Consider the following 14032-nt stretch of genomic DNA (forward strand, 5'->3'; position numbering starts at 1 on the left):
ACCATAAATCACTTTTTAGTAGATTTTATTTAGTAAATTGGATGATTAAATAATAACAACCTAAACCAATTAAGGGAATTCGAATGAGCTTATGAAGGGATTAAAACTAATTGCGCTGAGCCTGCTTATTGCCGTGCTTTTTAATTTGATCGGGACGAACGAAATCGGGCTAAAGCCTTTTTGGCCGCTCATGTCTTGGACCTATGTATTCCAATTTACCCTATCCATCCTCTTGCCTGTGCTGTTTACACAGGCGCTCCTAAAAGTTTTTTGGACCCATTGGCAGAAGCAATATCCCGATCTGAACCTGCTCGATAACGGCAAGATCAAGACCGAGAGCTTACCCTACACTAAGCGCATCAGGGCGATCTTATATACCGCCGCGGGGACTATATCCATCCACCTGGGTTGCATGTATGTGTTGTTTGATCAAATCGACGGTCAGGATAAGCTGTTTAGCATGTATTGCTTGTATTATTTGCCGTGGGTGAGTACGGGGTTGGTCGCCAATGTAATCGTTGTTTTCCGTAAAGGCAGGCTGTGGTGGCTAACGTCAGAAAACGTAACGGTCTTATTTGAGAAGGAGATTATGGCAAAGCAACATACCGTTGAAAATAGACCAGAAAGCGCAGGACGCGCACAGCTGCCTACGGTATCGGATGCGTATATCGTACCCGGTTTTCTCTTTGACGTGCTCTATAATAGCAGCCCCTTCAATATCGAAAACTTGCAAAAAGATGCAGTACGGATGTTTGATGTACCCTTCTATTTTTCGCAGAAAAGAAAAAAAGAGATCATTCTGATCGACGGCAGCCGTGTGGACGGCAGTCATTTTGTGCAGGAGCTGGAACGGCTGGGGCTCGACAAATGGTATTTCCGTATCAGTAAAACGTGCCGGGTGAATATGATGCTCGTACGTTATCCTGTAGATCCTTATGCAACGCATCTGGAGTTTAGAAAAGAGGTGTTCGATTATCTGCATACAAAGATGTCGGAACTGGAAATCATGAGTCTACTGCTCGTCACGGAATGGATGCGTAAAGAAAAAAAACTAAAGGATTTTATCGATAACCTACATACACTGCGGCATGAGCACTGGGATCGCCTTATACCGCTAAACTGATGCATCCCGCAATTGTAAAACGCGATAGACCGGGCGCGGCAGCCAGCTAGCCTGTTCCCTATAGCACCCATTCTACAGGTGGACTTTGGCCTCTCCAAGTAGGATAAGATGACGTCCAACAATGTGGCACTGCAGCTGAATATTGCCCAGGCGGTAGTCGGTGCGTATCCAAACTTTAGCTCGTATTACAGCAAGATACGTATTACTTTTTTCGGGCGTCTCTCTGATAGATAGACGTTTTATTTAGCTGTTTTTTTGCATTACGTAATTTATCAGTTCCACGCCCTTTCGGCTGACTTGTTGCTCTTGGATAACCCGATATCCGCGGCGCTCAAAAAAGGGCTTTGCCGTAATCGAAGCATGGGTTGTAAATAGATCGCATCCGGCAGCATTTTCTAATTTATTGCACAGTGCAGTGGCAATACCCTGTCCCTGATAGTCTTTGTGCACGTAAAGTCGGTCGAGGTAGCCCGCTGTAGTAATATCACCAAATCCTACAAGCTGATTATTCACCACTGCAACGAAGGTATGGTGCGCCAAAAAGGATTCGTTCCAGGCCTCTAGGTCAAGCTGGCCCGTCGCCCACACATCCAATTGCTCCTGGCTGTAATCCGCTGCGTTGACCTTATGCACTGTATCATAAAATAACTGACTGATCTGTGCCAGATCGGAGGGCTGATAGTGTCGTATTTCCATTGTTTATTTTTAAGGGCTTCAAATTTAAGATTAATTGCTCCATTGCCCAACTTTCTTGGCACTTTCTCCCAACCAAATCCTGCCTTTACAATAATCTTGCTCGTATTGGGCTCAGCTTTTCCTCGTAATAAATTCGAGCAGCGCCCGATGCCGTCCCGATGAAATCCCGATGAAAGCTGGGAGTTGATAGGGAATTGATTGCGTGTTGGCTTTGCAATGCTATCAATTTTTTTGTGCTAGAAAACTCAACGTTGAGATAAATTCGGTCTGTAATCGGTTAGGTTTCTGATGCTTTTCGGTCAGCTGTAAGTCTTTAATTGATTTGCTTTTTGTTGTTGATTTAAAGTTTTTTATGTTTGTTATATTAATTAAATGTGCCGGTATAAAACGGGGTTGGTATAAACTAATGGGAACTATTGTGCATGGAGCAAATGGGGGCTTTAAGGGTAAATCTGGCTCGGTAATCGGAAGTACGTGTATCTCCAAACGATACGCTCGACTATGCCAAGATCAGCATTGCTGATCTTGGCATATATGGGGCCGGGAGCGTAACGGTTTCTTTGGGGGATTGGTCACTTTATTACTTGTTAGAGAAGATATGTAATTCCACAGAATACGATTACCATTCAACACGCTAACTAAAAACAAAATCTCCTGAATGATTAATTTAAAAACATAGCAGTATCAGACATAGAATATAAAAAAATTGTTATCATACTTTTTGGTTTCAATTTGGTAAATTTGGATATCTGCGTTTGCTTAGATGTAAGCTACACAAACATTTTATTGAAAAACAGATAGAACCTTATTGGTTCACCTTTTGTAAAATCTATTTGTATAATCATTAAAAAAATAATATTTACTTTGAATGCGAATAAAAAGAGACGCTCTGTCGCCTCCACTTATAATAAAGAGAGAACCAAATCTAAGCTTATAAAAGCGGTAGGTAAAATACTCATAAAGGAAGGACACCAAAACATCCGGATCAATAAAATCGAAGAAGTTTCAGGGGTAGCTAAAAAAAGTATATATGATTATTTTGGAGGACTTAATGGGTTAATAAAGGCTTATCTTGATCAAGTTGATTTCTGGAAAGTTGTAGAGCATAAATTAGGGACTAAAGAAAATACTGAACTTCCAGATATAAGTGTCGATTTTTTGTTCAATCTTCTAAAAAGCGATTTTCAGTATTTTTTTAAGTCAACAGAAATGCAGAAAATTGTCTTATGGGGAATAAGTGAAAAGAATAAGATCATTCGGATGATGAATGAAGATAGCGAGAAACTTGGCGAACTGATATTTGAGAAAGCTGATGATAAATTCAAGGGGACTGAAGTCGATTTTCGTGCGACTACAGCTATATTTGTTGCTTCAATTTATTATATGGTTTTACATTCTAAAAACAACGGCAGTACTATGTGTGGAATAGATATCTCTACCGAAGCTGGAAAAAACCGCATTTTCAATGCTTTGTACCGTCTGATAAATTTAACATATAAGGATGCTGACGAAAAGTTCTAAATTTCTATTCATTCATTTATTTAAAATATTTTATCTTTTAATCTAAACAACCGATTAGACTACCGCGATAAAGGTTAAGAATAACGTCCAAATTTTGCCCACCATTTAGTGGTAAAATTATATATTTAAGGAATATATTAATTTTCACGAAAATATAACCTTAAATTATGAACCATCAAAATCTTATGGACGCAATTGACCTGAGTATCTCAGAAGGCGTTAAGAGAGGAATACTCCATTTAAACCAAGAAGGCATTCTTACAACGGACAACCAAATCAGAATAAACGGTTCCAACTTAGTAAATTTCACTTCTTGTAGCTATTTAGGCCTTGAGCATGATGTCCGGTTAAAAAATGCGGCAATAGCTGCTGTAGAAAAATATGGAGTACAATTTTCTGAATCTAGGGCATATGTATCTATTGGCCTTTACAGTGAATTGGAAGAACTGATGAGCAAGATTTTTGGATCCCCGACCATTATTGCCCCAACCACGACATTGGCTCACCTATCGGCTATACCAGTGATCTTAGACTCCCGAGATGCAGTAATAGCTGACCAACAACTTCATAACTCCGTACTGAGTGGGATAAATGTTTTTCGTGCCAATTGGCCTATTCATTTCGAAGTTCTTCGGCACAATAGGATAGATTTGTTGTTCGAGAGGATTGAAGTCCTCCAGAAAACCCATGATCGAGTGTGGTATTTTGCGGACGGAGTATATTCCATGTTCGGCGATCGATGTCCTTCAGATGAAATCTTCAATCTATTGAATGCATACCCTTCGTTCCATACCTACATTGATGATGCACACAGTATGAGCATAATGGGTAAACATGGAAAAGGATTTATAATTGGTGAACGTGACATTCATGACAGAATGATTGTAGCATCATCTATGGCCAAAGCATTTGCCACCGGTGGGGGAATCCTGGTACTCCCGAATAAAGAAATCGCAAGGAAAATAAGGGCATGTGGAGCGCCCTTTAATTCTTCAGGACCATTGCAGCCAGCCACTCTTGGAGCCGCTGTAGCCTCAGCTAAAATTCATCTATCGGAGGAGATTTATGCGCTTCAAGCTGAATTAGTAAGTAGAATAAAATATGCTAATTCTCTTTTTAAGGAAACATCATTACCGGTGATTTCGAATTTTGATTCGGGAATATTTTTTATTGGTACATCGAGATCGGAACTCGCTTACATCATTATGGAAAAAATGATGAAGAGGGGATTTTTTTTGAACATCGGTGTATTTCCAGCTGTTTCTAAGAATCATTCCGGTATAAGATTTACAATAACTGTGTTACAGTCTTATGAGCAAATAGAGATGATGATTATGATCCTAAATGAAGTGTTTTTAGAAACATTAAAAGAGCATCAGTACACAATCAACCAGATCTATAGTGCATTTAAGGTCGTAGCCCGATTGGACGATCGGCCAAATGGTGAATTCCTGAGTTAACATTTACCACCATTTGGTGGTAAATTACACACTATTTAGTGATATTGATACATGAAAAAAAATAGATTTTTATGTTTTTTTATAATTTTAAAAATCTTTAAATCAAGTGTTTATGTGTGAATTTCAAAATAGAAAAAAATAAAAAAAATTTCTTTATTGACCATTTGGTAAAATATATGTATAATTGTTTATTATACTCCTAAATATATGGAAAGAACCAAATCCAAACCGACCAAAAGAGTTAGAATAGTCTATATGCAGTTTATTCTACTTCTGACAATTGCTGCGATCTCATGCTCAAGAGACCATGACGTCATTGACGAAACGGAATCACAAAACCAATTTGTTGGCGAAATATCTCTTTCAGACGACGAAATTACTGGTCTCAAATATGCGGAACCTAAAGAAATTTCTGAGGGACAGGCCATACAAATAGTTAACGATTTCCAATTGAAATTTCAAAAGGATCCGCTGACGAAATCATTTAACAATACCGCTTATTCAATAATAAAAAAGACCTTTATTGATAAGGAAGGTACACCTTTAAAGAATAAAACCTTGACGAAAGGTAATTTTGAGGATCAAATGCCCGTATATGAAATATTAATAAGCACGAATGGAACAAAGTCTATCGCCTACGTTGCCGCAGATGAGAGAATTTCAGATATCATCGCAATTGTACCTACAAAAAATGGTATTTCTCTTAATGATGTATCAATCGACCCAATGTTGCAACTTTCCCAACAGACTCATGCTAAAAATGTTTCAAAACTGAACAATACCGTTGATTCTATCAATGCTATAACCTTAAAAAAGTTAAAAGACAAGTTTGGTACATTGCCAAGGTCAAATGTTTATCAGTCTTTAAAAAGAAATATTAAAACTACATCGAATAAATCGGTGGAAACGAAGAGTATGGTGCAGGGTACTATAAATAATCTCCTTTCACAAGTAGGCCCTCTAATGTATACTTTTTGGCATCAAGATTATCCTTTTAACGACCAAATGGCACCAAGTACTGATTGCGGAAAATATTCCGCAGGATGTATGGTAGTTGCTATCAGTCAAGTTATGGCATATTATAGACCGAATTTTAGTATAAAAGTTAATAATGCAACAACGCCACTCAATTGGAGTTTAATAACCAACAATTATAATGGAACTGATGCGTATGGGGAAGACTACCAATTTTCTTTATCTGCCAAACCTCATGTAACAGGTTTAATTAAAGCGATTTATGATCAAACTGGAACATCACCTTCTTGTTCCGGATCTTCAACTAATGCTTCAACTGGCATAAACTTCATGAAACAGTATTTCACTTTCAATAACTCTTCGAATCATACTCCTGGAATAAATATGAGCGATATAAAAAGCTCTTTGGATATGAATAGGTTGGTCTTTGCGACAGGGAAAAGAATACCTACTGGTGAAAGCCAAAAAGTAGGTCACGCATGGGTTGTGGATGGATATGCGGTAACAGAGTTAAATCCAGGGGAGTCAATTGTGGGTAACAATGTTTGGCAGCGTTATAACATGTATTTGCATGCAAATTTAGGTTGGGGGAGACCAATTATTGGTTGGTTTACAAATTTACATGGCACAGGTTGGTATTTGGTCGGTAAAGACAACAATGGATCACTGAGCTTTCAAGCGAATCAGGAGCAAGACTATAATATTGATCTAACATTTTACTCAAATATTGTTAAAAAATAATTTATTAAACCAAATATAATATTATGAAAAAGCACATTAGAAAAATCTGTGTCGTCATTCTTGCAATTATGGTTGTTTTTGCGGCTTGTCAGAAATCGTCCGAGCCTAAGAATAACGAAACGATAGAACGCAAAGATCCCAAAAAAGAATTTGGAAATTTTACTCCTTATACAATAAAGTATTATGATGACAATAATAGGGTAGATATCCATTTTGTGGAGACTCCGATGGTCTTTACCCTCAATCTTAAGGAAAAAAATAGTCATTCTTATCTGGAAATAGTCAAGAGTTCCATTAAATCAGCAACTCCTGTCCTTGTAAGCACTTATGAGGGTGGTATGATCGGAAGTAAAATTGAGATTGCCACAGTTGAAAAATCAACAGATGCCGTAATTGAAAAATTTAAGAAAGAAACATATTCGCCCGATGCGACGCCTTTATCAAAGGAAAGTGACATTGTACCAATGCCGAGTGAAGCAGTTATGAATACCGTTTTTAATCAATGTAAAAATGACCCTGACCAATCTTTCGCCTTCAAACCTGACGGCTGTTATGCACGTGCACATAAGATGATGGCTGTAATCAGCCAGAATGGTTATATGAGTGGTAAACAATTTGTTTATGGAAATTTGGCCGTAAATATAGGCGGTGGTTGCTGCCAAACTTGGGGTTGGCATGTTGCTCCCCTAATAAGGTTCAGGAATGCTGCGAATCAAATTGAAGTTAGAATCTTCGACCCTTCGGTTTCAAGCACACCACTGACAAAAGCTCAATGGGAGACATTAATCACAAGTTCCTGTACATCTGGATCAGGTATCGCATTAAGATTTTTAGCTAGACCGGAGGTATATAACAGAAATCCGAATACTGGACAGACAACAACTGACAACAATCTTACAAAAACATTCTGCACATTGAATTTATATAAGCAATATTCAGGTGGATGTATGGGACTTCCTCCAGGGGCTTGTTCTTGGTAAGAAAATATGATCAAAATGTATATTAGCCTATAACAAGTTATGAAATTTATTTTAATATCCACCCTACTTTTAGCGCTATTCTTTTCAACAGGCTGCTCAAAGGACAATGATAACCATATTCCTGAAGAAGTTCTTGTTGAGAAAATTTCTGGAACCATTCCCAAGACGATTGATCTGAATGGAAGGAAGATTGAAGATTGGTTAATTTCATATGGTAATTATAACTACAATACCCAATTAATAGGTTCAGAAGTCATGGGAACAGCTATAGGAACAGGGTATAACAACCTTTATCGAGCCTCTATTTTATTCGCCCCAAAAGATTGGCGAAATGAATTGGGTGAAATTCCATTGGTCAAATCATTGCCGCCTAGCAAGCCAAACTTTAAAAATCAGAATACATTGGATTCAATTTTATGGGCGGATATTCTTTACGCAAATTATGATGGCGAAAAAGTTTCTGAAATCAATGGGCTTGAATTTTCGCATGCTAATGCCCTGTGGGATTTCCACTTGGATGGGTTCCCAGAAGGAACAACCATTAAATTAACTCAATTGGCAAAGGGTGAATTTCTACCCTATAAGAAAGGTGATGGAAAGTTTCAATATGTTATGATGGGAAACTGGTGGACACCCGACCATTCAAAACAGTATATTTTAGCATATGTAGAAAATGAAATATACAAAATTGAACTGGATATGAACAAAAAGAACACGATCTATCGATTTGAACTCCATTTCGATAAATTAACTAAAACTCTAGTCATCAAAGAATTGAAAGAAGCTGTATGGAGCGATGAGCCTTGGCCTGAAGATTCAGAAATTTCCAAAAACTTATGACACAACTCAAGACATATATTTTCATCGTTCTATCTTTTATTATCATAAATGGTTGTGAGAAGTCCAATGATAAACCGCAAGAAGAGTTTGAGCATGGGATCCTTATATATATTGGGGCCAACAACAATCTTCATTATGATGCCATTAATACAATTGAGAAGATAAGGGAAGGTGCAAAATCACTGAAGAAGGATCAGGCCATTGTTGTTTATGCTAAAACTCAATCAATCTCTACACTACTAAAAATAACTAGGTCTGATAACGGGGTGAAGATCGATACCCTTAAGAACTTCAGTTCAGAAAATTCATCGAATCCAAATTTTTTGAAAGGAGTGGTCGAAATTACAAGAAACTCCGTTAGGGCAAAAAAATATGGATTAGTGCTATGGTCACATGCAACTTCTTGGATCCCCCCCACAAATTCGAAAACCAAATCTTTTGGATCTGACGACTTTCAGGAAATGGATATTAAAGACCTCAAATCAGCTTTGCCGGGGAAATGGGAGTACATTATGTTTGACGCCTGTTCCATGGCAAGTATTGAAGTATGTTATGAATTGAAGGATATAGCAAAGTTTATCCTTGGCTCTCCTGCGGAGGTTCTGAGCACGAGCTTTCCTTATGATGTTATTCTGATGGATCTGTTCAAAGGTGAGGAAGGGCTTGTAAGGGTCTGTTCTAAGTTTATGGAATATTACCGGAAACAAACGGGCCTATATGCCTCTGCTACAGTATCTCTCATAGAAACATCGCAGCTATCAGATATAGCCTTACATACACAACGCCTATTGCAAATGAAAAAGCCAGTAGAAGACTTCAATAGAAGCAAAATTCAATCGCTGGATTTTGATAATATAGGCGATGTGCCGGCTTATGATTTTATAAGTTTTCTAAAACAAAACTTTGAAGAAAGTGAATATGGCGAGTTAGCGCATTCGATCGAAAAATCGATCCTTTTTAAAGACCATACATCTGAATTCTTTAACTTTCCGATTAAGGAATATTGCGGACTCAGTATTTACCTGCCTGAAAAAAATGATCCATATCTAAATTATTATAAAACCCTACTTTGGTCAGGGGACAGTAAATGGCACCAATTATTTTAAATTATAATTTATTTTATGAAAAGAACCCTATCAGTATTACTTCTTATTTCGTTAATGGGATGTAATAAGACAAAACAAGAAATTCAAATAGAAGCACAGGATAAAGTAAATCTTACGCCAGTTGAATACAAGAGCATATTCATAAATGAGGGTGATGTAATCAACAATGAAAATATTGGTAAGTTACTTCAAGATTTTTCGGAACAAACCATAGACCCAAATTTGAAGACTAAGACCTCCAAATCAGTAAAAATTGTAAAGATGGAACCATTTAATGTAGGTACCAAATCAAGCTCTTCAATTAATACAAAATCTTTATTGAATGTTCTTTCTGTTTCTGAAAATGGGGATTCGACGTCTTCTTTGATTTCGGTAGATGCGAGATTACCTGCTGTATTAGCTTATATCAAAGGTAGTAGAGCCATAACCGAGAATAAAGCCCCCGAAGCTGTCTCCTTAATGTTAAATGCAGCATTGAAATCTTACGAGGATAAATTAAATGTAGCAAATAATCAAAGGGATTCGATTAAACTAGCAACAATATCTAAAATTTCTCAGAAAACGTCAATACCTAAAGAAGATCTAAGCCCTGAAAAGATAAAGTCCCTCATTTCTGTCAAAACAGAGATTGGAACAAAGTCTCAAATGCTCAAAGACCCTAGAGATCTGTATACAAGTTGGGTTGTTATTAATAATTATATCCCATTTTTGAGAACCTCTTGGGGGCATGCTATGCCATATAATCGATTAATGCCACAGACCTGTACAAATAATTGGCTTTGGGATTATAGATTCCCAATACCTTCATCTGCTGTTGCAATTGCTCAGATTCTTGCATTTTATAAACCGGCTGTTACAATGAATGGTATGACAATGGACTGGACTTATTTGACTGTAAATAAAGAGATCCATGAGGAAACCGATTATTTTGGAACCTATGTTCAAGATCCATTGTTACGTAGAAATATGGTAGCCGAACTCATGAAAGGAGTTATCGCTAATTGTAATATAAGTTATACTTGTACTGGAAGCTCAATGACAATTACTCCAGTAAAGAATTATCTCGCTACTTTTCAGATCACAACAGGAGCAGAAACTGGACTCACATGGCCACCTATTAGAAATTCAATAGCTGATTTTAAACCAGGCCTGCTTTATGGTCAGACTGACGCAGGTCAAGGCCATTTTATGGTCGTTGATGGGGGTATGCTGATGAGAACAACTCCAACAGACTATATTGATTTTCATTTCGTACATGTTAATATGGGGATGGGGGAAGCATATAATGGTTATTATTTGCAAGGTGACCAAAAGTTAGAGCCAGGTTTTGCAACTTTTACCAAAAACTGGAAATTACTTCCTTCGATCACAAAGAATTATACAAATTAATCACCAACTTCTGAACACCTAATTGATACGCTATAATATTTCAATTCTGGTCTTAAGATGTTAAGTCAGAACTTCATAAAAAGACAAGAAAGGATCAAATTTACAATGAACTGCGGTACTTTCTTGTTTTTTATTTGTGTTTCTCTAGATAGCACCACTCCAAAATCTGATTAACTGCTTTGAATATCCTAGTTTTACCTTCTTCTGTTTTCAAATCGATCTCACACATTTTCACTCCCGAAGTTTTAGCATGTAGCACCATATAATATATGGCAGATACCAGAATGGTATTTATTGCCCTAAAATCTACATCGGTACCTTTAAAATCTTTATCTGTTAATTGAAAGATAACTTTTCCAAATTCTTCCCGCTCTTCGATCAACTTTTCCAATGATGTATTTTTTTCACTAATACCCCATAAAATTACCTTTTGCATCTCTACAGATTTTTCAAGATAGTGGAAATTGTCCTTTAGTAAGGAAAGCATACTTTCTTTTGATATTGAAGATGTTAAATTATATGCATTTTCATTAAAATCTCTTTTTCGTTGATTCCAAAAATCAACTTGATCTAAATATGCTTTGGTAAGCCCATCAAGTCCATTAAAATAATTATATATTAATTGTTTACCAACCCCTGCTGTTTCTGCAATCCTGTTAATTTTAATAGCATGAAATCCCTCTTTGCGTAATAATTTTCCAACTGCATTAATCAATTTTTGCTTTGTTTTTTCTTTGTTTCTGATGATAATACCTTTTGCCATTTAATACTCTATATTTAATGTAGCTCGAAGAGCTTGTTTAACAAAGATAAGCTTTAGAATCATCATTAAGACTCACACTAAAATTGTTTAATAAAAACTGAACATATTCGATTTTTTAACATTCCCGTTTATGTAAGCCGGATCTTCATCAAGACACCTTCATCATCCGTCAAAGGAACCTGGCAGGTCGTTTAAAGCACAAGAAAGTGCCAACTGCCATAAAAAAGCCATGCCTGGGCATGGCTCAATGCTATCAGTTGTAGTTAACTTAGGCAGTCGATGGGGAATTAAAATACTTCCTTCGGAACCAAAAAGCCAGATTGACCAATGCAATCAAGGCTGGAACTTCAACCAATGGGCCAATAACGCCGACAAAAGCCTGCCCGCTATTAATACCAAATACGCCGATGGCAACCGCTATAGCCAGTTCAAAGTTATTTCCTGCGGCAGTAAAAGCAATTGCCGTACTCTGTGCATAATCTGCGCCCACTTTCTTGCCAGCGATAAAGCTAACAACAAACATCAACGCAAAGTAAATCACCAGGGGAACAGCAATGCGCAGTACGTCGACAGGAAGCTGGAGGATCATTTCCCCTTTAAGGCTAAACATGACAACAATGGTGAACAGCAAAGCAATCAGTGTAACCGGAGAGATAAATGGAATAAAACGCTCCTGAAACCAGTTTTCACCTTTTAATGCTATTAGCCCATACCTACTGAAGATTCCGGCAAGGAAAGGAATACCCAGATAGATGCCAACGCTTTTTGCAATCTCCATAATTGATATATCAACGGAGAGCCCAGACACGCCAAACAGCGGAGGCAATACAGTAATGAACAGGTAAGCGTAAAGACTGTACAGCAATACTTGAAAAATACTGTTGAGCGCAATCAGACCAGCAGCATATTCTCTGTTTCCAGCAGCAAGTTCGTTCCAGACCACCACCATTGCGATACAGCGGGCCAGCCCGATCAGTATCAATCCTGTCATATATTCCGGATAACCATTCAGGAAGAGGAGGGCCAAGGCAAACATCAATACCGGACCGATAATCCAGTTCAGCAACAGCGAGGTTCCCAGCACCTTAATATTCCGGAAAACCTTTCCAATATGTTCATAGCGTACTTTGGCCAACGGCGGATACATCATCAGGATCAGACCGACTGCCAGCGGAATATTTGTTGTTCCGCTGCTGTAACTGTTCACCCAGGTCGAGAACGATGGAAAGAATTTCCCGAACATGATTCCAACGGCCATTGCCAAAAAAATCCATAATGTAAGGTAGCGGTCAAGAAATTTAAGTTTCGATTGCATAGGCTAGCATTTAATAGTATAGAATACATAAAACATCGCTGTTGCGATCTGAAGACTCCGCTGTTCGTAAACCTGTGTCTGCTGCGGCGTTCCGTCTGATACCTTGGGATCTTCAAAAGTAAGGGGTATGCGCTTTTCTGCACCGGCAATGTAAGGACAACCACTGTCCGCCTGGGAGCAGGTCATAATTGCCGCAAATTCAGTTGATGGGTTGAACGGACTGTCATACTTTTTTGAAAATCCGATCATGGGCACAGCATTGTCGCTGTTCTTTATAGCATATACCGGATTATCGCCGTCAGCAATAGTTAAGATCTGAAAGCCCTGGGCTGTCAATGTTTCTGCAACCTGTGGGAAAAGCGCCGTTTCTTCTGTACCACCGGAGTAGCAGCAGACATTCGGTATCTTGAAATAAGTGGCGGCAGTTTGCGCCCAAATCTGGGCCAAATGGCTCCGGCGTGAGTTGTGGGTACAGATAAAGTTCAGGTTTATGGGTTGCTTAGTTGTTACCTTCTGCTGGATATAATCTATCAGAAGCTGTAACGACGCTTCGCGCTTTTCACTGCGCTCTTCACCAGCGAACTGGTCCCATCCCAACTGTGCGATCGTATTGGATAATCTAGGGTACATCACGATAGTTTATGGTTTAACAGCATCCCGAACCCGGAGTGCAGCAGGATGATTGATTGACCGATAGCTCAATAAGCTTCTTTTTTTGTTTTTCAACGGGAATACCACAGGCATCCTCAGCAAGGCAGGCAGTTGTGCGGCTTTTTAAAACAAAAGTCTTCCCATTGAAATCAAGTCCATATTTACCGATGGTATCAAGCTGATATTCTACTTCGATCTCCGCATCTTCCATTCCCAACTTTTCTTCCGAAAGGTTAATAATGTGGAGCAGCTTGGCGGGTTTCAGGCGGTGATCATAATCATCGGCATTCCAAAGCTGAAAGTTTACCGTTTTCTCCTGACGGACAACACCGCCACAGTCAATAAAATTTTTTGTGATCTGGCCCACTTCGGTTACGTGGAAGTGCTCGGGAACCAATGTTCCGTTATCCAATTGGAATTCAATAGTTTCCAGTGTTGGTAGGATTTCTTTAATTTCGGATAGTCTCATGGT

Annotated in this window: 14 protein-coding genes; 9 read left to right on the forward strand and 5 right to left on the reverse strand. The window is 38.3% G+C overall.

Annotation, left to right across the window (positions count from 1 at the left end):
• Positions 1 to 91: 91 nt before the first annotated feature.
• Together B2W36_RS12300 and B2W36_RS12305 are read left to right on the forward strand one after the other, a co-directional pair.
• Positions 92 to 1123: a hypothetical protein gene (locus tag B2W36_RS12300; RefSeq protein ID WP_293887935.1), complete on the forward strand. Its 1032-nt coding sequence runs from the start codon at positions 92 to 94 to the stop codon at positions 1121 to 1123.
• A 108-nt stretch (positions 1124 to 1231) separates the two neighbouring features.
• Complete coding sequence (locus tag B2W36_RS12305) at positions 1232 to 1357, forward strand: hypothetical protein (protein ID WP_293887936.1); 126 nt, start codon at positions 1232 to 1234, stop codon at positions 1355 to 1357.
• Between the two features lie 9 nt (positions 1358 to 1366).
• On the opposite strand, the gene B2W36_RS12310 is transcribed toward B2W36_RS12305, so the two are convergent.
• Positions 1367 to 1819, reverse strand: coding sequence for a GNAT family N-acetyltransferase (locus tag B2W36_RS12310; RefSeq protein ID WP_293887937.1), 453 nt, complete (start codon positions 1817 to 1819; stop codon positions 1367 to 1369).
• An 864-nt stretch (positions 1820 to 2683) separates the two neighbouring features.
• Here B2W36_RS12310 and B2W36_RS12315 point away from each other — a divergent pair.
• The 7 genes from B2W36_RS12315 (at position 2684) to B2W36_RS12345 (ending at position 10831) form a co-directional block, all read left to right on the forward strand.
• Positions 2684 to 3340, forward strand: a complete 657-nt coding sequence (locus B2W36_RS12315) for a TetR/AcrR family transcriptional regulator (protein WP_293887938.1) — start codon at positions 2684 to 2686, stop codon at positions 3338 to 3340.
• Positions 3341 to 3507: 167 nt separating this feature from the next.
• Positions 3508 to 4800, forward strand: a complete 1293-nt coding sequence (locus B2W36_RS12320) for an aminotransferase class I/II-fold pyridoxal phosphate-dependent enzyme (RefSeq protein ID WP_293887939.1) — start codon at positions 3508 to 3510, stop codon at positions 4798 to 4800.
• Between the two features lie 207 nt (positions 4801 to 5007).
• On the forward strand, positions 5008 to 6516 hold the full coding sequence (locus tag B2W36_RS12325) for a C10 family peptidase (RefSeq protein ID WP_293887940.1): 1509 nt from the start codon (positions 5008 to 5010) through the stop codon (positions 6514 to 6516).
• Positions 6517 to 6539: 23 nt separating this feature from the next.
• Positions 6540 to 7496, forward strand: coding sequence for a protein-glutamine glutaminase family protein (locus tag B2W36_RS12330; RefSeq protein ID WP_293887941.1), 957 nt, complete (start codon positions 6540 to 6542; stop codon positions 7494 to 7496).
• 39 nt (positions 7497 to 7535) lie between these two features.
• Positions 7536 to 8336 carry a hypothetical protein gene (locus tag B2W36_RS12335; protein ID WP_293887942.1) on the forward strand — a complete coding sequence of 267 codons (801 nt, stop codon included), beginning with the start codon at positions 7536 to 7538 and terminating at the stop codon, positions 8334 to 8336.
• A complete protein-coding gene (locus B2W36_RS12340) occupies positions 8333 to 9442 on the forward strand; it encodes a clostripain-related cysteine peptidase (RefSeq protein ID WP_293887943.1) in 1110 nt (369 codons plus the stop codon). The genes B2W36_RS12335 and B2W36_RS12340 overlap by 4 nt, the downstream gene beginning before the upstream one ends.
• 15 nt (positions 9443 to 9457) lie before the next feature.
• Entirely contained in the window at positions 9458 to 10831 is a 1374-nt protein-coding gene (locus B2W36_RS12345; protein ID WP_293887944.1) for a C10 family peptidase, read from the forward strand.
• A gap of 130 nt (positions 10832 to 10961) precedes the next feature.
• On the opposite strand, the gene B2W36_RS12350 is transcribed toward B2W36_RS12345, so the two are convergent.
• From B2W36_RS12350 to B2W36_RS12365, 4 genes are all read right to left on the reverse strand, one after another.
• A complete protein-coding gene (locus B2W36_RS12350; RefSeq protein ID WP_293887945.1) occupies positions 10962 to 11594 on the reverse strand; it encodes a TetR/AcrR family transcriptional regulator in 633 nt (210 codons plus the stop codon).
• Positions 11595 to 11862: 268 nt separating this feature from the next.
• The gene (gene arsB / locus B2W36_RS12355) at positions 11863 to 12909 is read right to left on the reverse strand and encodes an ACR3 family arsenite efflux transporter (protein ID WP_293887946.1); all 1047 of its coding nucleotides are present in this window, start codon (positions 12907 to 12909) and stop codon (positions 11863 to 11865) included.
• A gap of 3 nt (positions 12910 to 12912) precedes the next feature.
• On the reverse strand, positions 12913 to 13539 hold the full coding sequence (locus B2W36_RS12360; protein WP_293888055.1) for a low molecular weight phosphatase family protein: 627 nt from the start codon (positions 13537 to 13539) through the stop codon (positions 12913 to 12915).
• Positions 13540 to 13555: 16 nt separating this feature from the next.
• Positions 13556 to 14029 carry a DUF6428 family protein gene (locus tag B2W36_RS12365; protein WP_293887947.1) on the reverse strand — a complete coding sequence of 158 codons (474 nt, stop codon included), beginning with the start codon at positions 14027 to 14029 and terminating at the stop codon, positions 13556 to 13558.
• Positions 14030 to 14032: the final 3 nt, after the last annotated feature.

Origin of the sequence: Sphingobacterium sp. UBA3549 (assembly GCF_002376635.1) — a bacterium.
In the GTDB taxonomy this organism is placed as follows: domain Bacteria; phylum Bacteroidota; class Bacteroidia; order Sphingobacteriales; family Sphingobacteriaceae; genus Sphingobacterium.